The sequence below is a fragment of the Pseudomonas sp. IT-232MI5 genome, assembly GCF_949767845.1.
In the GTDB taxonomy this organism is placed as follows: Bacteria; Pseudomonadota; Gammaproteobacteria; order Pseudomonadales; family Pseudomonadaceae; genus Aquipseudomonas.
Window position 1 is genome coordinate 251,252 of the sequence record NZ_CATKQE010000058.1, and the last position, 18,409, is coordinate 269,660.

Sequence of the window (18,409 nt, forward strand, 5' to 3'; positions counted from 1 at the left end):
CGGTCGCTCTGGGGGAAGGCATGGCCAAGAACATCGATGACAAACTGGTGCTGGCGATTTCGTCGCGCGCCTTGTTCGACCTGAGCGAGAGCCACAAGGTCTATCTGTCGAGCGGGGTCGAAGCCTATCGGCAATATCAGATCGAGCACGAAGACGAAATTCTTGCGCCCGGCGACGCCTTCCCGCTGGTGGAAAAACTCCTGAGCCTGAACAGTCGCCTCGGCCGAGCACGGGTCGAGGTGATTCTGGTCTCGCGCAACAGCGCCGACACCGGACTGCGCGTGTTCAACTCGATTCACCATTACGGTCTGGCGATTTCCCGCGCGGCGTTCGTCGGCGGGCGCAGTCCGTATCCGTATTTGAAAGCGTTCGGTTGCGACCTGTTTCTGTCGACTCATGCCGAAGATGTGCGCGCCGCGCTGGATGCCGGATTCGCTGCTGCAACCATTCTGTCCGGTGGCGCCAGCCGCGCGGCCAGCGACGAATTGCGCATCGCCTTCGACGGCGACGCGGTGATCTTTTCCGATGAGTCGGAGCGCGTCTATCAATCCGGCGGATTGGAAGCGTTTCAGGCCAAGGAGCGTGAAGCCGCCCGCGAGCCTTTGCGCGGCGGGCCGTTCAAAGGCTTTCTGGCAGCGCTCAATCTGTTGCAGCGCGAGTTTCCCGATGACGATTGCCCGATCCGCACGGCGCTGGTCACCGCGCGTTCGGCGCCGGCCCATGAGCGGGTGATCCGCACCTTGCGCGAGTGGGACATCCGCCTCGACGAATCCCTGTTCCTCGGCGGCCTGACCAAGTCGGCGTTTCTCGAAGCGTTTGCTGCCGACGTGTTTTTCGACGATCAGGCCGGCCACTGCGAACTCGCCCGCGAAGTCGTTGCCACCGGCCACGTACCGCACGGCATCAGTAACGAACCGTCGGTCTAAAGCCTACGTGCTTCAAGACGTTGCGTCGCACGTCGTACTCGCCAAGGCACTGCTAAGCTGAATCAAATCTCCGCCATGTTGGCACGCGAGGAGGTCATATGATTCGTTCGATGCTGTATGCCACTGACCTCGGTCTGTACGCACCGTTAGTGATGCAGCATGCCTTGGCGCTGGCGCGAACATTCAATGCCGATTTGTACGTGGTGCACGCGGTGGAGCCGATGGGGCTGTTTGCCGAATCGGTGTTGCAGAGCTATCTCGACGAGCAGGCATTGAACGAATTTCACAGCCAGGGTCTGAAAACTGTCATCGCCAATATCGAGCAGCGGGTGCTGGAAAGTTTTCGCGAAGAACTGGGAGATGAAGGCGAGCAGGATCTGCAGCGCATTCGCGCGGTGCGCGTGCTGCAGGGTGATCCGTCGCAAGTGATACTCGACCAGGTGCAGAAACTCTCTGTCGATCTGCTGATCGTCGGCAGTCACAGCCACGGGGTGGGCGCGGAAACGCCGTTGGGGCGCACGGCGGCGCGGGTCCTGCAATTGGCCAAGGTGCCGGTTTATCTGGTGCCGTTGGTGGAGCGTCGGCGGCGGGAGGATCGCTGAGGCAGGAATAATGGCGCTTTGATAAAAAAGTTCTAGATTTATTATTCAAACCATTAATATAGTTATATACCGTCGCTGATGCCCGTGGCGTCTACCTGCTTTGAGGGATTCATATGAAGCTTCAACAATTGCGCTACATCTGGGAAGTGGCGCACCACGACCTCAACGTTTCCGCTACAGCCCAAAGCCTTTACACCTCGCAACCGGGCATCAGTAAACAAATCCGCCTGCTGGAAGACGAACTTGGCGTCGAAGTGTTTGCCCGCAGCGGCAAGCACCTGACCCGCGTGACCCCGGCCGGCGAGCGCATCATCACCACCGCCGGTGAGATTCTGCGCAAGGTCGAAAGCATCAAGCAGATCGCCCAGGAATTCTCCAACGAGAAAAAAGGCACCCTGTCGATCGCCACCACCCACACCCAGGCACGTTACGCACTGCCGCCGGTGATCAGTAATTTCATCAAGCAATACCCCGACGTGGCGCTGCACATGCACCAGGGGTCGCCGATGCAGATCGCCGAAATGGCCGCTGACGGCACTGTGGATTTTGCCATCGCCACCGAAGCGCTGGAGCTCTTCGGCGACCTGGTGATGATGCCTTGCTACCGCTGGAACCGCTGCGTGGTCGTGCCGCAGGGCCACCCGCTGACCAAGCTGCCGAAGCTGACCCTCGAAGCCTTGGCCGAATACCCGATCGTGACTTACGTGTTCGGTTTCACCGGCCGGTCGAAACTCGACGAAGCTTTCAGCCATCGTGGCCTGACGCCGAAAGTGGTGTTCACGGCTGCCGACGCCGACGTGATCAAAACTTACGTGCGCCTGGGCCTGGGCGTGGGCATCGTGGCGAAAATGGCCGTCGACACCAAGCTCGATAATGATCTGGTGGTGCTGGATGCCAGCGAACTGTTCGAATCGAGCATCACCAAGATCGGTTTCCGTCGCGGCACCTTCCTGCGTGGTTTCATGTGCGACTTCATCGAGAAGTTTGCCCCGCACCTGACCCGCGAAGTGATGGCCAAAGCCATTCAGTGCCACAACAAGCAGGAACTGGAAGAACTGTTCGACGGCGTCGAACTGCCGGTTCACTGATCCGTTGAATCAGAGCACCTCGGTGACAGCAAACTGTTGCCGGGTGCCCGCCACCAGTATCTCCACCTCATCACCTTCTAGCTTGCCCAGCAGACTTTTGCCCAGCGGCGAGCGCGGGGTGATGACGGTAATCGGCTGACCGACCACGTCGACTTTCAGACCTGCCGCATCCGGTGCCAGAAACAGCCATTGCTCGCGACCCTTTTCGTCTTCCAGACCGAGCAGGGCGCCGACCTCGATGCCACGATTTTCATCGTAGGCACGCAGAGTCAGGTTCTGGCACAGCGCCAATGAATGGCGAATTTCTTCGACACGTTTCGCCTGTCCGGCCGCCAGATACGACGCCTCGAGACCCAGCGTGTCGTACTTGTTTTCGGCGATGTTTTCTTCGTGGGTTGCGGTTTCGTAAGCGGTTTGTGCGGCGCGTTCGGCGATGTCGAGGTCAACGCGCAGCTTGTCGAGAATCAGTTGGTGGACGCTGTGTTTGTTCATGATCAATCGCAGAATTGCAAAACGTTGGCGCGGCTTTTCTCGCTTGGAGCCGTCTGATCCTGCTGCAGCCAGAACTGGCATTTCGGGTTCGACTGATTTCGCGAGCTGCTGCGCGCTTGATCGAGTCGAGCCTGCTGTTCATTCTTGCGCAGGTTTTCTTCGTACTGGTCGAACAGCGGGCTCTGCGGCGGAATGTCCGGCTGCACCTGCACGGCGGGCGGATTGGCCAGTTGCTGCACCGCTTGAGCCACCGGTACCAATTGCTCTTTGAAGACAAAATGCGACAGCAGCCAACAGGTCAGCGCAATGGCGAGAAAGCCCAGCCACATGCCCAAGGCAATGCTGCCGGTCAAATGCAGCGTACTTAGCTGAACAGGCAACGGGCGACGCGGATTGGGGCGATAGGGCATGGCAGCCTCCTGGCGGATGATGACGGGCAAGTGGCGATTGTCGCACGAAGATTAATCGCCGTCGGCTCTTCTGCGCGAGGTCATTTATGCGGACAATCGCTGCTTTTGCCAACGGGAGTCTTGAATGCCGGAATTAAAACCCCGCTGGGATATTTTCTGCACCGTGGTCGACAACTTTGGCGACATCGGCGTGACCTGGCGTCTGGCCAGGCAATTGGTGGCTGAGCATGGTTTGCCGGTGCGTTTATGGGTCGATGATCTGCGTGCGTTTGAACGTATCTGCCCCGAGATCGATATCGACCAGGCACAGCAATGGCAGCATGGCGTCGAAGTGCGACACTGGCCGGCCGAGTGGTCGCACGCTGACGCCGCCGATGTCGTTATCGCCGCATTTGCCTGTCAGTTGCCCACTGACTACATGGACGCGATGGCTGCGCGCGAGCAGCCGCCACTGTGGATGAACCTCGATTATCTCAGCGCCGAAGACTGGGTGATCGGTTGCCATGGATTGCCGTCGGTCAAATACAAAACGGTGCAGAAATTCTTCTTCTTTCCGGGATTCCAGCCGGGCACTGGCGGATTGTTGCGAGAGCGAGGATTGCTCGATCAGCGTCGGCAATTTCAGCAGGATGCCGAGGCTCAGCGCCAATTCCTCCAAGGTCTCGGCATCGATCGTGCGCCTGGCGCTCAGCTGATCTCGCTGTTTGCCTACGAGAATGCCGGGTTGGCCAGTTGGCTGGACGTTTTGGCGGCGGACGCTGCACCGACTCATCTGCTGGTGCCGGAAGGGCGGATTCTTGGCGATGTGGCGCACTGGCTCAAGGTGGAAAACCTTGCGGTTGGTGCGATTCATGTGCGTCAGTCGCTCACTGTGCAGGTGCTGCCGTTCGTCCGACAGGATCAATATGATCACTTGCTCTGGTGCTGTGATTTCAACGCGGTGCGTGGTGAGGACTCGTTCGTGCGGGCGCAATGGGCGGCGCGGCCGATGCTCTGGCACATCTATCAGCAGGACGAAGACATCCATCTGGACAAGCTCGATGCCTTCCTTGCGCTTTACACAAAAGGCTTGTCGCCGGGCGCCGCTGAGGCGATGAACGGTCTGTGGCGGGCGTGGAGTGCCAGTCAACCGATCGGTGAACATTGGCTTGCGACCCGCAAACACTGGCCGGAACTGCAGGAAAATGCTGAAAAATGGTGTCTGGAACAAGGCTTGCAGGCTGATCTTGCCGCAGCGCTGGTACAGTTTTACCTAAATTGGATATGATACGCGGCCTAGATTTTTGTAAATCCCATCCAAATTCGGATATTCGCAATGAAAACTGGTAAAGAACTGAAACCCGGTACCGTGATCCGTCTCGAGAACGATCCTTGGCTGGTTCAGAAAGCTGAATTCACCAAATCGGGCCGTAACAGCGCGATCATGAAAACCAAGCTGAAAAACCTGCTGACCGGTTACAAGACCGAGATCGTTTACAGCGCTGACGACAAACTGGACGACGTAATCCTCGACCGCAAAGAAGCGACCCTGTCCTTCATCAGCGGCGACACCTACACGTTCATGGACACCACTGACTACACCATGTACGAGCTGAACGCTGAAGACATCGAAGCTGTTCTGCCTTTCGTTGAAGAAGGCATGACCGATGTTTGCGAAGCGATCTTCTTCGAAGAGCGTCTGGTTTCCGTAGAGCTGCCGACTACTATCGTGCGCGTAGTTGACTACACCGAAGGTTCGGCTCGTGGCGACACTTCCGGCAAAGTCATGAAGCCAGCCAAGCTGGCCAACGGTACTGAGCTGCAAGTTGCTGACTTCATCGAAATCGGTGACAAGATCGAAATCGACACCCGCGAAGGCGGTTCCTACAAAGGCCGTGCTAAATAAGCATCGGTTTTTGCGGAAAGAAAAAGCCCGACCATTGAGTCGGGCTTTTTTGTGCCTGCGATATGTGTCACGCCGCAGGATCCCCTGTAGGAGTGAGCCTGCTCGCGATAGCGTCATTCCAGTCGACATCTACATTGATTGACTCAACCGCTATCGCGAGCAGGCTCACTCCTACATTGGAATTTGCGTATGGCTTCAAACGGTGACGTGCAGACGCACATCGACGTTGCCACGGGTGGCGTTGGAGTACGGGCAGACCTGGTGAGCAGCGTCGACCAGCGCTTGTGCGTCGGCTTGTTCCAGGCCCGGCAGGCTGATGTGCAGGTCGATGTCCAGACCGAAGCCGCCAGGAATCTGGCCGATACCGACGTGGGCGGTGATCGAGGCGTCGTCAGGGATTTTGCGTTTGGTCTGACTGGCAACGAATTTCAGCGCACCGATAAAGCAGGCCGAATAGCCGGCTGCGAACAGTTGCTCTGGGTTGGTCGCTGCGCCACCGGCACCGCCGAGTTCTTTCGGGGTAGCGAGTTTGACGTCGAGAATGTTGTCGCTGGAGATCGCACGACCATCACGGCCGCCAGTGGAGGTTGCGATTGCGGTGTAGAGAGTTTGCATGGTGTGAGCCTCGTTGAGTGCGATGTGTTGCGCTAATTATTTGCGCGCTAAGTAACTGCGAGATAAATGTATCGCGCGAATATTTAGTGCGCAAGATATATTTTTGAGAAATCCGCGCTTCGACTAAGGGGTGGGGATGAGAGAGGGTCTGTAAGCCTTGATTTAGAGCGGTTTGTGCTGCAGATCAGTTGTTGAAAATATTTTGCTGGCGACGAAATCAATGTGGGAGCGAGCCTGCTCGCGAATGGGATGTCTCACTCAACAAATCAGTTGGCTGACAGATCGCATTCGCGAGCGGGCTCGCTCCCGCAGGGGACAGTGTTGGGTCAGATCAGGCTTTCTTGTAGATGGCTGCGCAGTGCCTGCAACTCCGCTTGCAGGTGTTGCAGACGTTCCAGAGAAAAGCCGCTGGCGCCAAGGATGCATTGTGGAACGGTCTGGGCTTTTTCTTGCAACGCTCGGCCTTGCTCGGTCAGTTCGACGATCACTACGCGCTCATCTTCTCGACTGCGCGTGCGGCTGAGCAAACCTTCGCCTTCCAGGCGCTTGAGCAGTGGCGTCAGCGAGCCCGGATCGGTCAGCAACCGAGTGCTGATTTCTCCGACGGTCAAACCATCCTTCTCCCACAACACCATCATCGCCAGGTACTGCGGATAGGTCAGGCCAAGCGCTTGCAGCAGCGGCTTGTAGACCTTGGTCATCGTCAACGAGGTGGAATGCAGGGCGAAGCAGGCCTGGTTATCCAGCAGCAGGTCATCACAGGTGTCGCGTTCGGAAGTCATGTCAAAGCCTTGATCGGTGATGGACATGAATCTAGCGCTCGAATCTTTAATGCGCCAGATAATTCTCCAGTGCTAGTGTCGACCCAGATCCCGCTGTAACGCCAGATCCCATGGAGGCACCGGACTGAAACGGGTCTTGAGATATTCCAGAAGCAGGCGGCTGCGCGAGTTGGTTTGTTGTTCCATGCGCAGCGCGTAGATGCCGGTGGACTCCGGCATCGGCAGACCGTTTTCGCAGAACAACGGCAGCAGTTCGCCGCGCAACAGGTATTCGCTGGCCAGCCACGTCGGCAGATGGGCGATGCCCAAGCCAGCCAAAGCGCCGCAGACCAGGGCTTCGGCATTGTTGGCGCTCATGCGGATACGGCCCGGGCGATGCAATTGCATTTGCCCGTCGTGTTCGAAGCGCCAGGCGAAGGGCGGAGCGAGCCCCTCCCAGTCGAGACCATCGTGTTCATGCAACTGCGCAGGAACGCTTGGCACCCCACGACGCTGGAGATACTCGGCGCTGGCGCAGGCAATGCGCACCATGCTCGCCAGTGGCGTGGCCACCAGTCGCGTATCGGCCATTTGCCCGGCGCGCAGCACCAGATCGACTTTGCCCAGGTTCGAGCCGCCCATGTCGACGAAACTGTCGATCAGGTGCAACTGCACATCCAGTCCGGGGTAGAGCACGAGAAAGTCAGCGATCACTGGCGCCAGATGACGGCGTCCAAACGCGGCGGGGGCGTCAATGCGGATCAGACCTTCCGGCGCGCTGCTCAGGGACACGGCTTCGGCCCGGGCCAGTTGCAACTCGGCGACAATTCGCCGGGCGCGTTCGGCAAACGCCAGGCCGGCGGGTGTTGCTCGTACGGCGTGGGTGCTTCGAATAAACAACTGGCTGCCGACGGCGCTTTCCAGGCTGTCGATCCGTCGCGCGACGGCCGACGGTGTCAGCGGATGACGACGTGAAGCGGCGGAAAAACTGCCACTTTCCAGCACGTCGAGAAACAGCCCGAGTTGATCGGTCAATTGATTAGGGTTCATATCGGCTAAACGCTTGTGCGAAATCGGCATAGCCATTGTGCGTTGCTATGCGTTTCCCCGCCAGCCGCGACTGCGTAGGATGAGTCACCTGACGTAAGAGGAATTGGCTGTGATGGAGTTTGTGTTGTACCTGTTGTTCGGCGCCGCCCTTGGCACACTTGGCGGTATCTTCGGCATCGGCGGCGGCTTGATCGCTATCCCGTTGCTCGGCGTCTGGTTTGGTCTCGATCAGCAGATCGCCCAAGGCACGGCGCTGGTCATGGTAGTGCCGAACGTGATGCTGGCGCTGTGGCGTTATCACCAGCGCAATCGCATCGAACTGCGACATGCGCTGCCTTTGGCGGTGATGGGCTTTTGCTTTGCCTGGATCGGTTCGATCTGGGCAGTGGGCATTGATGCGCAAACCATGCGCATCGGCTTTGTCGCGTTCCTGGTGGTGCTCTCGATCTACAACTTGTTGAAGATGTTCGGCAAGCAACCTGCTGCGACGTCCGAAATGCGCTATTCCTGGCCGTGGCTTGGCGTGCTTGGCGCGGCGTCCGGGACCATGGGCGGTTTATTCGGTGTCGGCGGTGCGGTGGTGGCAACGCCGGTGCTGACCAGCTTGTTCGGCACCACGCAAGTGGTTGCTCAAGGCTTGTCGCTGGCGCTGGCCTTGCCAAGCACCGGCGTGACCCTGGTGACTTACGCGGTACACCACGAAGTGGACTGGATGATCGGCCTGCCGCTGGCCATCGGTGGTCTGGCCAGCATCAGTTGGGGCGTGAAAGTCGCCCACGCCATGCCGGAAAAACTCCTGCGCGGGCTGTTCTGCGGTTTCCTGGTGCTGTGTGCGGTGATGCTCGCGTTTAAAGTTTGAAGCCTTCGACGATGTGCTCGGCCAGGCACTCGGTGATCGGCGACGGGTTGTTCAGGTTGCGGATCAGCATGATGCTGGCCTCGGGCAGCAGTGGCAGATCCTCGGCGGCGCCAAGAATGCGCATGTCCGGGGTGATCAGGCTTTCCAGTTGCGCGGTGATCGCCAGACCCGCGCTGACCACGGCCATCAGCGCCGACAGGCTGGTGCTGTTGTAAGCGATGCGGTATTCGCGGCCCATCGCATCCAGCGCATTACACGCCCACAAACGGCAGAAACAATCGCTGTTGAACATCGCCAAGGGCAGCGGCGTCTGTTCGTGGGCGCTGAAATTCTGCGCCTCGGCCCAGACGAAACGCTCCTTGCGCAGCAACTGGCCGATCTCGTTGCCCGGTTCGCGGGTGACGATCGACAGGTCCAGATCAGTGCGTTGCAGCAGCTGCTTGGTCGATTCGCAGTGCACTTCGATCTGAATCAGCGGATAGAACTGCGCGAACCGCGACAGGATCCCCGGCAGAAACCGCATCACATAATCGTCCGGCGTACCGATGCGCACCGTGCCGACCATATGTGGCTCACGCAATGTGTTGAACACCTCACTGTGCAACTTGAGGATGCGCCGCGCGTAACCGAGCAGCACCTGGCCCTCGGCGGTCAGGCGCACCTGGCGTCCATCGCGCTCGAACAACTGCCGCTGCAATACGTCTTCTTCCAGACGCTTCATCTGCATGCTCACCGCCGACTGTGTGCGGTTGACCATTTCGCCGGCGCGGGTGAAACCGCCCTGATCAGCGATGGCGACAAAGGTGCGCAGGACATCGGTATCGATACTGGGGTAGGCCGACAATTGATGAATCTCCGTGATGCATGCCATCAGAAACATTCGTTGGATTGATCTTAGCGCCGGCGCGAGACTTGAGCCATCCACATGGAGGGCAACACGATGAAAGGTCAAAGAGAGTATGTAGACGAATCAAAATTTTCCGGCCACGGCCATATCGTTTCCGACCTGCTGCACAAGTTTAGCCGCTGGTACGAACTGCACCGTGAACGCGAGTTGCTGGCCAGTCTGAGTGACGAAGCGTTGAAGGACATCGGGGTGAGTCGTGCCGACGTTGAACACGAAGCCGTGCGGCCGTTCTGGGATGATCCGATGCATAAATGACCCGCTGCATAAATGATGAGCAGAGCGCTACACAAACCAGCTTCAAGTGGGGTAGGTTGCGAGCAGACAAGGAGATGCTCATGCCCGCAACAGTATCCTTTTCCCTCAAACAGGCGCGACGACTGGCGCTGGCTGCCCAAGGATTCAACGGGCGCCAGCCGCCGACTGTCAAAGCCGCTCACGTTCACCGGCTGATCGAACGGCTGGGCGTGCTGCAAATCGACTCCGTCAATGCTGTGGTGCGCTCGCACTACCTGCCGCTGTTCTCCCGTCTCGGTCCCTATTCTTCCGATTTGCTCGACCAGGCTGCCTGGAGTTTCGGGCGTCGTCGTTCGTTGTTCGAATACTGGGGGCACGAAGCCTCATTGTTGCCGCTGTCGATGTATCCGTTGCTGGGCTGGCGCATGCAGCGGGCCAGGCGTGGCGAGGATATCTATCAGCAGCTGGCCAGATTCGGTCGCGAGCAGCAGGACGTTGTTCGTCGGGTGTTGAGTTCCGTTGAAGAGCAGGGCGCCTTAGGCGCCGGCAGCCTTTCAACCCGGGAAGACAAGGCCGGGCCGTGGTGGGACTGGAGCGCAGAAAAACATGCGCTGGAATGGTTGTTTGCTGCCGGTGAAGTGACAGTGGCGGGCCGCCGCGGTTTTGAGCGTTTGTATGATTTACCGGAGCGCGTCATTCCTTCTTCGATCCTCCAGCAAGCCTTACCTGGCGAGGCGGAGGCGCAACGGGGATTGCTGCTGCACGCGGCACAGGCCTTGGGCGTCGGCACTGAAAAAGACCTGCGTGATTACTTTCGGCTGAACCCGGCGGATGCCCGTCCACGTCTGGCGGAACTGGTCGAGGCCGGGCAACTGCAGATGTGCGAAGTCGCCGGTTGGCGGCAGGTCGCCTATTGCCTGCCGGAGCCGAAAGTCCCGCGCAAGGTTGTGGCCAGCGCGCTGTTGTCGCCTTTTGATTCGTTGATCTGGGAGCGCAGCCGCACTGAGCGCTTGTTCGATTTCCGTTATCGACTGGAGATTTATACGCCGCAGGACAAGCGGGTTTACGGCTATTACGTGTTGCCGTTTTTGCACAACGAGAGGATTGCTGCGCGGGTGGATTTACGTGCCGAGCGGGCGGCGGGGCAGTTGGCGGTGCATGCGGTGCACGAGGAAGAGCCGGGGCTGGATGAGGAGGGGATGCTGGCGCTGGCGGTGAACTTGCGGCAGATGGCGGATTGGTTGGGGCTGGAACGGGTGCAGCTCAATTGTCAGCGTGAGAGTGCGGCGCGGTTGCGGGTGGCATTGGCACAGATTGGGTGCGACTGACCTTACGCCATCGCTGGCAAGCCAGACTCCCACAGTGTCCGCGTCGTACATATATTTTGTGATCGACGCGATCACTGTGGGAGCCTGGCTTGCCAGCGATGAGGCCAGTTAAAGCGATAAAGATGTCGAATCTTAGCGGCGAACCTGCTTCAGCGTCTCGGCAATCAAAAACGCCAACTCCAGCGACTGATCAGCATTCATCCGCGGATCACAATGGGTGTGATAGCGGTCCGACAATCCGTCTTCAGTGATCGGCCGCGCGCCACCGATGCACTCGGTGACATTCTGCCCGGTCATCTCGATGTGAATGCCGCCGGCATAACTGCCTTCCGCTTCGTGCACCTGGAAGAACTGTTTGACTTCACCGAGGATCTGCGCAAAGTCGCGGGTCTTGTAGCCGCTGCTGGCCTTGATGGTGTTGCCGTGCATCGGATCGGAACTCCACAGCACCTGCTTGCCTTCACGCTGCACCGCGCGGATCAGCGCCGGCAGGTGATCGCCAACCTTGTTCGCACCCATCCGTGCGATCAGGTTCAGACGACCTGGATCGTTATCCGGGTTGAGCACGTCGATCAGACGGATCAGATCATCCGGGTTCATGCTCGGGCCGACCTTCACGCCGATCGGGTTGTTCACGCCACGGAGGAATTCGACGTGAGCGCCGTCGAGTTGGCGGGTGCGGTCGCCGATCCACAGCATGTGCGCCGAGCAATCGTAGTAATCGTTGGTCAGGCTGTCGCGACGCACGAAGGCTTCTTCGTAGTTCAGCAGCAGCGCTTCGTGGGCAGTGAAGAAACTGGTTTCGCGCAGTTGCGGCGAGCTGTCCATGCCGCAGGCGCGCATGAATGCCAGGGTTTCATCGATGCGGTCGGCCAAATGGCTGTACTTCTCGGCCAGCGCCGAGTTGGCGATGAAGTCGAGGTTCCACTTGTGCACCTGATGCAGGTCGGCAAAACCGCCCTGCGCGAACGCGCGCAGCAGGTTCAGCGTCGCGGTGGACTGGTGATAAGACTGCAGCAGACGTTCCGGATCCGGCACGCGGCTTTTCTCGTCGAAACCGATGCCGTTGACGATGTCGCCGCGATAAGCCGGCAGGGTCACACCGTCGATGGTCTCGTCGTTGGCCGAGCGCGGCTTGGCGAACTGACCGGCCATGCGCCCGACCTTGACCACCGGGCAACCGGCGGCGAAAGTCATGACGATGGCCATTTGCAGCAACACTTTAAAGGTGTCGCGAATCTTCGCCGCGGAGAACTCGGCAAAGCTTTCCGCACAATCGCCGCCCTGCAACAGGAAGGCCCGGCCCTGGGTGACTTCGGCAAACTGCCGGCGCAGTTCGCGCGCTTCACCGGCAAACACCAGCGGCGGATAACTGGCCAGGGTTTGCTCGACCTGGCGCAAGTGCGCGGCGTCGGGGTATTGCGGTTGTTGCTGGATCGGCAGGGCGCGCCAGCTGTCAGGGCTCCACGGTTGGCTCATCACGGTCTCTAATTGGTTCTACGCACGGGAAGCCCATGGTAGCAGCAATTAGTGCGTGACCTGCTCCCGCCCCATCGCCGACAATCGCCGCTTTGCCACGGCCCCACAGCGGTGCCATCGCGTCACCGCGCCCGGTGACCATCAGGAGACGAAATGACTGAGGAGCGCGTCGAGCATCTGCTCGCCGAAGTACAGGATGAGTTCGGCGTGATTCGCGTGCTGGAAGTGGCCGATTACCGCTTTCTCGAGTTCGGCGACGCCATTGAACAGAGCTGCGTGTTTACCGCAGACCCGAGCTGGCTCGAATACGATTACACCCGGGCGATGCTGATCGGCGCGTTGTGCCATGAGCAGCCGGAGAGTGCGCTGTTTCTCGGGCTCGGTGCCGGGACGCTGACTCAGGCGTGCCTCAAGTTTCTGCCGCTGGAAGATGTCGAAGCCATCGAGTTGCGCCCGGATGTGCCGCGTCTGGCGATCGAATACCTTGGGCTGGATGATGATCCACGTTTGTATATCCGCGTTGGCGATGCGCTGGAACTGCTGCCGACCGCCGAGCCTGCGGATCTGGTTTTCGTCGACCTGTACACCGATGTCGGGCCGGGCGTCGGGCATCTGGCCTGGAGTTTTCTTGGCGACTGTCAGAAGCGTTTGAATCCGGGCGGCTGGCTGGTGATCAATCAGTGGGCCACCGATGACGGCAAGCCGCTGGGCGCGGCGTTGTTGCGTGGGCTCTATCACCGGCATTACTGGGAGCTGCCGGTGAAGGAGGGCAATGTGATTTTGATTGTGCCGGCGGATCTCGATCAGGTGCTGGACCTGCAGGCGCTGACTGCGCGGGCTGCAGCCCTGGCGCCGAAGTTGGGGTATTCGTTGCAGTCGTTGATCAACAGTATTCGCCCGGCCACCTGAGGCGTCAGTGCTGGCCCCATCGCTGGCAAGCCAGCTCCCACAGGGTTCTCGCCGTACGCAAAATGTGTGAACGACTCGGTCACTGTGGGAGCTGGCTTGCCAGCGATGGCGCCCTGACAGGCGACATAATTCTCAGATCCCCTTGAATATGCCAGGTCGCCGCTCCACCAATGAGCGCACCCCCTCCCTGGCATCCTCACTGGCCAGCAACTTCTTCACCAGCGCCGGCAACCCTTGCGCTGCCGCCGTCTCACCCTCATACCGCGCCTGGCGCGCCGACAGCAACGTCGCCTGCACCCCCAACGGCGCCTGTCGGGCAATCCGCTCAGCCAACTCAATCGCCCGCGGCAACAGGTCTTCACTGGCCATCACTTCCTGCACCAACCCCAAATGCAACGCATCGTGCGCATCGAACTCATCCCCGGTCAGCAACCAGCGCATCGCATTCCCCCAGCCGGCCATCTGGGGAAAACGTAAAGTCGCGCCACCAAAAGGAAAAATCCCACGCTGCACTTCCATTTGCGCGAAACGGGTATTGCTTGCGCACAGGTTAATGTCGGCGGCCAGCATCAACTCGATTCCAATGGTCAGGCAATAGCCTTGCGCGGCGACAATCACCGGTTTGCTCACCCGAGGCCCGACGAAAACACCCCACGGATCGCAACCGCCGGTCGGAACCTGCCAACCTTCGGCCAAAGCCGAGCTGGCATTCACCAGATCCAGACCAGCGGTAAAGTGTTCGCCATGTCCAAACACCACCGCTACCCGCGCCTCGCTGTCGGCCTCGAACTCGCCATAGGCCAGGCTCAGGTCATTGAGCAGGTCGAGGTCGAAAGCATTGCGCTTGGCCGCTCGATCAAGGCCGATCAGGTGGACGTGACCACGGCGTTCACGGCTGACGCGGCCGGGGCAGGGCTGATTCATGGCGAAATCCTCGGGCGGGAAGGGCGGGTGCAGCGACGGTATGCCGCAGGTCGGTGAATCGTTTTAGCGTCATCGCCCGCAGGGCCGGGCCTTTGAAAAATAGACCTTGGCGCGATTATCCGCAAAACCCCGTTACACAGCGGTGACACAGGTATTTTGACGATAAAAAAAGCTCCCTTTTTGGGCAAAATCCGGTATAGTGCGCGCCGGCCTTTAACCGGGCCGCGTTTAGGTAGCGCAATTTCCCGAAGTCAGCTTCGGCTGCACGTCCGCATTGCGGGCTCTTCCCGGACGATTCTTTTTTTCATTCATTCGTTTTCGCAAATCCCCGCCGACAAAGCTGCCAGGGCGACTCTTGAGTCTCAACACGGCATGCGCAGCTTTGGAGCATGGGTCTTTGCGGATGCACTTAGAGGCAGACCCATGACCCAGGAAACCGGCGGATTCGCCGCTTTTAATCTTAACCCGAATATTCTTGCAGCCGTCGCAGCGACTGGCTACGAAGAGCCTTCGGCGATTCAGCAGCAATCGATCCCGATCATCATGGCCGGCCAGGACATGATTGGCCAGGCGCAAACCGGTACCGGTAAAACCGCCGCGTTCGCACTGCCTATCCTGCACCGCATCGATCCTGCCAAGCGCGAACCGCAAGCCCTGATCCTGGCGCCAACTCGTGAGTTGGCGCTGCAAGTAGCAACCGCTTTCGAAACTTACGCCAAGCAAATGCCGGGCGTTACTGTTGTGGCCGTTTACGGCGGCGCGCCGATGGGCCCGCAACTGAAAGCAATCCGTAATGGTGCACAGATCGTTGTCGCCACTCCGGGCCGTCTGTGCGACCACCTGCGTCGTGACGAAAAAGTGCTGTCGACCGTGAACCACCTGGTTCTCGACGAAGCTGACGAAATGTTGAAACTGGGCTTCATGGATGACCTGGAAGTCATCTTCAAGGCTCTGCCACCTACCCGTCAGACCGTATTGTTCTCGGCTACCCTGCCGCAGTCGATCCGCGCCATTGCCGAACGCCATCTGCGCGATCCGCAACACGTGAAAATCCAGACCAAGACCCAGACCGTTACCGCGATCGAACAGGCTCACCTGTTGGTTCACGCTGACCAGAAGACTTCGGCCGTTCTCAGCTTGCTGGAAGTGGAAGACTTCGACGCACTGATCATGTTCGTGCGCACCAAGCAAGCGACCCTGGATCTGGCCAGCGCCCTCGACGCCAAAGGCTACAAAGCCGCGGCGCTGAACGGTGACATCGCCCAGAACCAGCGTGAGCGCGTGATCGACTCGCTGAAAGATGGCCGTCTGGACATCGTTGTTGCGACCGACGTTGCTGCTCGTGGTCTGGACGTTCCGCGCATCACTCACGTGTTCAACGTTGACATGCCGTACGACCCAGAGTCCTACGTTCACCGTATCGGCCGTACCGGCCGTGCCGGTCGCGAAGGTCGTGCACTGCTGCTGGTGACTCCACGTGAGCGCCGCATGCTGCAAGTGATCGAGCGTGTAACCGGTCAGAAAGTTGCCGAAGTTCGCCTGCCGGACGCTCAAGCTGTTCTCGATGCACGCATCAAGAAACTGACCAACAGCCTGTCGCCGCTGGTCGCTGATGCCGAATCGACTCACGGTGATCTGCTCGATCGTCTGACTGCAGACATCGGCTGCACTCCGCGTGCTCTGGCTGCTGCGCTGCTGCGCAAAGCCACCAACGGTCAAGCGCTGAACCTGGCTGCGATCGAGAAGGAACGTCCACTGGTGCCGAACAACGCACCGCGTGGCGACCGTCCTGAGCGCACCGGTGATCGTCCTGATCGTGGTGACCGCGAGCGTCGCGCGCCAATGCCTTTGGGCGAAGGCCGTGCTCGTTGCCGTACCGCGCTGGGTGCGCGTGATGGTATCGCTGCGAAAAACCTGCTGGGCGCCATCCTCAACGAAGGCGGTCTGGCCCGTGAAGCGATCGGTCGCATCCAGGTGCGTGACAGCTTCAGCCTCGTCGAGTTGCCGGAAGATGGTCTGGACAAACTCCTGACCAAACTGAAGGACACTCGCGTTGCCGGTAAGCAGCTGAAACTGCGTCGCTACCGCGAAGATTGATCCGCCCTTGGGCTGATTGATCGAACATAAAAAATCCCCGACTGGTTCGGGGATTTTTTTGTCTGCCTGAAAGATCAAAAGATCGCAGCCTTCGGCAGCTCCTACAGAGGGAACGCATTCCAAATGCAGGAGCTGCCGAAGGCTGCGATCTTTTGCTTTTAACCAAAGCGATAGATGTCCATCCCTAACGCACCCATCGTGAAGCCCTTGTGCGCCACACTGAACTCACCGCCCGCACCCCGGGCAAAATACAGCGGCAACAAATGCTCATCACTCGGATGGCTGCGCACTGCATTCGGCGCCTGCTGGCGGTAATCATGCAGCGCCGCCTCATCGTCCGCCGCCAACTTCTCGATCACCCAGTCACGGAAATCCCGCGCCCACGGCTCGACACTTTCCGGGCCAGCGTGCCAGTCCAGTTCGCGCAGGTTGTGGGTGATGCTGCCGGAGCCGATCAGCAAAATGTCCTGGTCGCGCAAACTCGCCAGCGCTCGGCCGATTCGGGTTTGCAGTGCCGGGCCAGCGCGACTCGGCAGCGAAACCTGCACCACTGGAATATCCGCCTGCGGGTACATCAGCGACAACGGCACCCAAACACCATGATCGAATGGACGTTGTGGGTCGAGGCGGGCAGTCAGGTTGTTGGCTGTCAGCAAATCAGCCACTTCGGCAGCCAGTTGCGGATTGCCCGGCGCCGGGTACTGCACTTCAAACAATGCACGCGGAAAGCCGCCGAAGTCGTGCCAGGTTTCCGGTTGCGCGTTACTGCTGACCAGCAACTCGTGGCTTTCCCAATGCGCAGAAACAATCACGATGGCTTTGGGTTTCGGTAATTCGGCTGCGAGACGCGCCAGCGCCGGGCCACTGGCGCCGGGTTCCAGCGCGAGCATGGGTGAACCGTGGGAAATAAACAGGCTGGGAAACATGATGGGTTCCTGAGCGTTAAGATGGCCACATCTTCAGTCAGATCATTGATCTAAATCTAATATAAGTTTTGATGCTTTTTGATCGAATTATTGGGAGTGACGCATGCAGCCTGAGTTTTGGCACAAGAAGTGGGCTTCGGGCCAGATCGGTTTCCATCTGCCCGAGGTGAACCCGTATCTGCAGCGGCACTGGGCGGCACCTGAAACGGCGCGAGTGCTCGTGCCTTTGTGTGGGAAAAGTCTGGATCTGGCGTGGCTGGCAGGGCGCGGTCATCAGGTGCTCGGGATCGAATTGTCGGAAAAGGCTATCGAGGACTTTTTCAGTGAACATCAGGTGCAGCCGCAGATCAGCGAGAAGGGCGCGTTCAAGGTCTATCGGGGTGACGCCATCGAGTTGTGGTGCGGGGACTTTTTTGCGCTGACAGCGAGTGATGTGGCCGATTGCGCGGCGATATACGACCGTGCCGCGCTGATTGCCTTGCCCGCGCCGATGCGTGAGCGTTATGCGGCGCATCTTCAGCGGATTCTCCCGCAAGGTGTACAAGGGTTGCTGATCACGCTGGATTACGATCAGGCGCAGATGCCGGGGCCGCCGTTTGCGGTGGGGGATGATGAGGTGCAGCGGTTGCTGGGGGATGCCTGGCAGGTGCAAGTGCTCGAGGAGCAGGATGTGCTGGGCGAGAGCTGGAAGTTCCTGCAGGCGGGCGTGACGCGACTTGAGGAGCGGGTGTACCGCGTTTCTGGCCTATAGCTCTTTAGGGGTAGTACTGGCCTCATCGCTGGCAAGCCAGCTCCCACAGGGTTCAATCGTGTTCTCTCTATCTTCAAAACGCCACAGCCCACTGTGGGAGCTGGCTTGCCAGCGATAGGGCCATCAGCAACCGCGAACTAATCATGGCAACAAAAAAGGCCCGCAT

20 protein-coding genes are annotated in these 18,409 nt (G+C 59.3%); 11 read left to right on the forward strand and 9 right to left on the reverse strand.

Annotation, left to right across the window (positions count from 1 at the left end):
* The first annotated feature begins 20 nt into the window (after window positions 1-20).
* The 3 genes from ACM6JQ_RS24460 to cysB all read left to right on the forward strand — a co-directional run bounded on the left by ACM6JQ_RS24460 (window position 21) and on the right by cysB (window position 2,616).
* On the forward strand, window positions 21-926 hold the full coding sequence (locus ACM6JQ_RS24460; RefSeq protein WP_007908587.1) for a 5'-nucleotidase: 906 nt from the start codon (window positions 21-23) through the stop codon (window positions 924-926).
* A 98-nt stretch (window positions 927-1,024) separates the two neighbouring features.
* The gene (locus ACM6JQ_RS24465; protein WP_007908589.1) at window positions 1,025-1,528 is read left to right on the forward strand and encodes a universal stress protein; all 504 of its coding nucleotides are present in this window, start codon (window positions 1,025-1,027) and stop codon (window positions 1,526-1,528) included.
* Window positions 1,529-1,641: 113 nt separating this feature from the next.
* Window positions 1,642-2,616: an HTH-type transcriptional regulator CysB gene (gene cysB / locus ACM6JQ_RS24470; protein WP_007908591.1), complete on the forward strand. Its 975-nt coding sequence runs from the start codon at window positions 1,642-1,644 to the stop codon at window positions 2,614-2,616.
* A gap of 9 nt (window positions 2,617-2,625) precedes the next feature.
* On the opposite strand, the gene ACM6JQ_RS24475 is transcribed toward cysB, so the two are convergent.
* Entirely contained in the window at window positions 2,626-3,108 is a 483-nt protein-coding gene (locus ACM6JQ_RS24475) for a GreA/GreB family elongation factor (protein ID WP_007908593.1), read from the reverse strand.
* 2 nt (window positions 3,109-3,110) lie between these two features.
* Complete coding sequence (locus ACM6JQ_RS24480) at window positions 3,111-3,518, reverse strand: hypothetical protein (RefSeq protein WP_095113026.1); 408 nt, start codon at window positions 3,516-3,518, stop codon at window positions 3,111-3,113.
* Between the two features lie 124 nt (window positions 3,519-3,642).
* Here ACM6JQ_RS24480 and earP point away from each other — a divergent pair, with 124 nt between their 5' ends.
* Together earP and ACM6JQ_RS24490 are read left to right on the forward strand one after the other, a co-directional pair.
* A complete protein-coding gene (gene earP / locus ACM6JQ_RS24485; RefSeq protein ID WP_414894794.1) occupies window positions 3,643-4,785 on the forward strand; it encodes an elongation factor P maturation arginine rhamnosyltransferase EarP in 1,143 nt (380 codons plus the stop codon).
* Window positions 4,786-4,833: 48 nt separating this feature from the next.
* A complete protein-coding gene (locus ACM6JQ_RS24490) occupies window positions 4,834-5,403 on the forward strand; it encodes an elongation factor P (protein WP_007908599.1) in 570 nt (189 codons plus the stop codon).
* A 195-nt stretch (window positions 5,404-5,598) separates the two neighbouring features.
* On the opposite strand, the gene ACM6JQ_RS24495 is transcribed toward ACM6JQ_RS24490, so the two are convergent.
* The 3 genes from ACM6JQ_RS24495 to ACM6JQ_RS24505 all read right to left on the reverse strand — a co-directional run bounded on the left by ACM6JQ_RS24495 (window position 5,599) and on the right by ACM6JQ_RS24505 (window position 7,829).
* Window positions 5,599-6,018, reverse strand: a complete 420-nt coding sequence (locus tag ACM6JQ_RS24495) for an organic hydroperoxide resistance protein (RefSeq protein ID WP_007908600.1) — start codon at window positions 6,016-6,018, stop codon at window positions 5,599-5,601.
* A gap of 326 nt (window positions 6,019-6,344) precedes the next feature.
* Entirely contained in the window at window positions 6,345-6,800 is a 456-nt protein-coding gene (locus ACM6JQ_RS24500) for a MarR family winged helix-turn-helix transcriptional regulator (protein WP_185051941.1), read from the reverse strand.
* Between the two features lie 72 nt (window positions 6,801-6,872).
* A complete protein-coding gene (locus tag ACM6JQ_RS24505; protein WP_042705017.1) occupies window positions 6,873-7,829 on the reverse strand; it encodes a LysR family transcriptional regulator in 957 nt (318 codons plus the stop codon).
* A 112-nt stretch (window positions 7,830-7,941) separates the two neighbouring features.
* Here ACM6JQ_RS24505 and ACM6JQ_RS24510 point away from each other — a divergent pair, with 112 nt between their 5' ends.
* Window positions 7,942-8,688, forward strand: coding sequence for a sulfite exporter TauE/SafE family protein (locus tag ACM6JQ_RS24510; RefSeq protein WP_038364277.1), 747 nt, complete (start codon window positions 7,942-7,944; stop codon window positions 8,686-8,688).
* On the opposite strand, the gene ACM6JQ_RS24515 is transcribed toward ACM6JQ_RS24510, so the two are convergent.
* Window positions 8,678-9,532, reverse strand: a complete 855-nt coding sequence (locus ACM6JQ_RS24515) for a LysR substrate-binding domain-containing protein (RefSeq protein ID WP_007908606.1) — start codon at window positions 9,530-9,532, stop codon at window positions 8,678-8,680. The two genes, ACM6JQ_RS24510 and ACM6JQ_RS24515, sit on opposite strands and share 11 nt — an antisense overlap.
* A gap of 96 nt (window positions 9,533-9,628) precedes the next feature.
* Here ACM6JQ_RS24515 and ACM6JQ_RS24520 point away from each other — a divergent pair, with 96 nt between their 5' ends.
* Window positions 9,629-9,850 carry a DUF1127 domain-containing protein gene (locus ACM6JQ_RS24520; protein ID WP_007908607.1) on the forward strand — a complete coding sequence of 74 codons (222 nt, stop codon included), beginning with the start codon at window positions 9,629-9,631 and terminating at the stop codon, window positions 9,848-9,850.
* Between the two features lie 80 nt (window positions 9,851-9,930).
* Window positions 9,931-11,157 (forward strand): winged helix-turn-helix domain-containing protein, encoded by a 1,227-nt coding sequence (locus ACM6JQ_RS24525; protein WP_414894795.1) that lies wholly within the window; start codon window positions 9,931-9,933, stop codon window positions 11,155-11,157.
* 132 nt (window positions 11,158-11,289) lie between these two features.
* Here ACM6JQ_RS24525 and ACM6JQ_RS24530 read toward each other — a convergent pair whose 3' ends face one another.
* Entirely contained in the window at window positions 11,290-12,636 is a 1,347-nt protein-coding gene (locus ACM6JQ_RS24530) for a class II 3-deoxy-7-phosphoheptulonate synthase (RefSeq protein ID WP_003226774.1), read from the reverse strand.
* Window positions 12,637-12,789: 153 nt separating this feature from the next.
* Here ACM6JQ_RS24530 and ACM6JQ_RS24535 point away from each other — a divergent pair, with 153 nt between their 5' ends.
* Entirely contained in the window at window positions 12,790-13,545 is a 756-nt protein-coding gene (locus ACM6JQ_RS24535; protein ID WP_007908609.1) for a spermidine synthase, read from the forward strand.
* Between the two features lie 132 nt (window positions 13,546-13,677).
* Here ACM6JQ_RS24535 and ACM6JQ_RS24540 read toward each other — a convergent pair whose 3' ends face one another.
* A complete protein-coding gene (locus tag ACM6JQ_RS24540; protein ID WP_007908610.1) occupies window positions 13,678-14,469 on the reverse strand; it encodes a crotonase/enoyl-CoA hydratase family protein in 792 nt (263 codons plus the stop codon).
* Between the two features lie 423 nt (window positions 14,470-14,892).
* Here ACM6JQ_RS24540 and ACM6JQ_RS24545 point away from each other — a divergent pair, with 423 nt between their 5' ends.
* A complete protein-coding gene (locus ACM6JQ_RS24545; protein ID WP_007908612.1) occupies window positions 14,893-16,566 on the forward strand; it encodes a DEAD/DEAH box helicase in 1,674 nt (557 codons plus the stop codon).
* A 158-nt stretch (window positions 16,567-16,724) separates the two neighbouring features.
* Here the strand turns inward: ACM6JQ_RS24545 and ACM6JQ_RS24550 are convergent, their stop codons facing one another.
* Window positions 16,725-17,492, reverse strand: a complete 768-nt coding sequence (locus ACM6JQ_RS24550; RefSeq protein ID WP_414894796.1) for a DODA-type extradiol aromatic ring-opening family dioxygenase — start codon at window positions 17,490-17,492, stop codon at window positions 16,725-16,727.
* A gap of 103 nt (window positions 17,493-17,595) precedes the next feature.
* Between ACM6JQ_RS24550 and ACM6JQ_RS24555 the strand changes: the two genes are divergently transcribed.
* Window positions 17,596-18,243 (forward strand): thiopurine S-methyltransferase, encoded by a 648-nt coding sequence (locus ACM6JQ_RS24555; RefSeq protein WP_095113033.1) that lies wholly within the window; start codon window positions 17,596-17,598, stop codon window positions 18,241-18,243.
* The last annotated feature ends 166 nt before the right edge of the window (window positions 18,244-18,409 follow it).

What these genes read in the sequence shown, in the direction of transcription:
- ACM6JQ_RS24460 (WP_007908587.1), top strand. Translation starts at nt 21, where the DNA reads ATGGCCAAGAACATCGATGACAAACTGGTGCTGGCGATTTCGTCGCGC.
- ACM6JQ_RS24465 (WP_007908589.1), top strand. Translation starts at nt 1,025, where the DNA reads ATGATTCGTTCGATGCTGTATGCCACTGACCTCGGTCTGTACGCACCG.
- cysB (WP_007908591.1), top strand. Translation starts at nt 1,642, where the DNA reads ATGAAGCTTCAACAATTGCGCTACATCTGGGAAGTGGCGCACCACGAC.
- ACM6JQ_RS24475 (WP_007908593.1), bottom strand. Translation starts at nt 3,108, where the DNA reads ATGAACAAACACAGCGTCCACCAACTGATTCTCGACAAGCTGCGCGTT.
- ACM6JQ_RS24480 (WP_095113026.1), bottom strand. Translation starts at nt 3,518, where the DNA reads ATGCCCTATCGCCCCAATCCGCGTCGCCCGTTGCCTGTTCAGCTAAGT.
- earP (WP_414894794.1), top strand. Translation starts at nt 3,643, where the DNA reads ATGCCGGAATTAAAACCCCGCTGGGATATTTTCTGCACCGTGGTCGAC.
- ACM6JQ_RS24490 (WP_007908599.1), top strand. Translation starts at nt 4,834, where the DNA reads ATGAAAACTGGTAAAGAACTGAAACCCGGTACCGTGATCCGTCTCGAG.
- ACM6JQ_RS24495 (WP_007908600.1), bottom strand. Translation starts at nt 6,018, where the DNA reads ATGCAAACTCTCTACACCGCAATCGCAACCTCCACTGGCGGCCGTGAT.
- ACM6JQ_RS24500 (WP_185051941.1), bottom strand. Translation starts at nt 6,800, where the DNA reads ATGACTTCCGAACGCGACACCTGTGATGACCTGCTGCTGGATAACCAG.
- ACM6JQ_RS24505 (WP_042705017.1), bottom strand. Translation starts at nt 7,829, where the DNA reads ATGAACCCTAATCAATTGACCGATCAACTCGGGCTGTTTCTCGACGTG.
- ACM6JQ_RS24510 (WP_038364277.1), top strand. Translation starts at nt 7,942, where the DNA reads ATGGAGTTTGTGTTGTACCTGTTGTTCGGCGCCGCCCTTGGCACACTT.
- ACM6JQ_RS24520 (WP_007908607.1), top strand. Translation starts at nt 9,629, where the DNA reads ATGAAAGGTCAAAGAGAGTATGTAGACGAATCAAAATTTTCCGGCCAC.
- ACM6JQ_RS24525 (WP_414894795.1), top strand. Translation starts at nt 9,931, where the DNA reads ATGCCCGCAACAGTATCCTTTTCCCTCAAACAGGCGCGACGACTGGCG.
- ACM6JQ_RS24530 (WP_003226774.1), bottom strand. Translation starts at nt 12,636, where the DNA reads ATGAGCCAACCGTGGAGCCCTGACAGCTGGCGCGCCCTGCCGATCCAG.
- ACM6JQ_RS24535 (WP_007908609.1), top strand. Translation starts at nt 12,790, where the DNA reads ATGACTGAGGAGCGCGTCGAGCATCTGCTCGCCGAAGTACAGGATGAG.
- ACM6JQ_RS24540 (WP_007908610.1), bottom strand. Translation starts at nt 14,469, where the DNA reads ATGAATCAGCCCTGCCCCGGCCGCGTCAGCCGTGAACGCCGTGGTCAC.
- ACM6JQ_RS24545 (WP_007908612.1), top strand. Translation starts at nt 14,893, where the DNA reads ATGACCCAGGAAACCGGCGGATTCGCCGCTTTTAATCTTAACCCGAAT.
- ACM6JQ_RS24550 (WP_414894796.1), bottom strand. Translation starts at nt 17,492, where the DNA reads ATGTTTCCCAGCCTGTTTATTTCCCACGGTTCACCCATGCTCGCGCTG.
- ACM6JQ_RS24555 (WP_095113033.1), top strand. Translation starts at nt 17,596, where the DNA reads ATGCAGCCTGAGTTTTGGCACAAGAAGTGGGCTTCGGGCCAGATCGGT.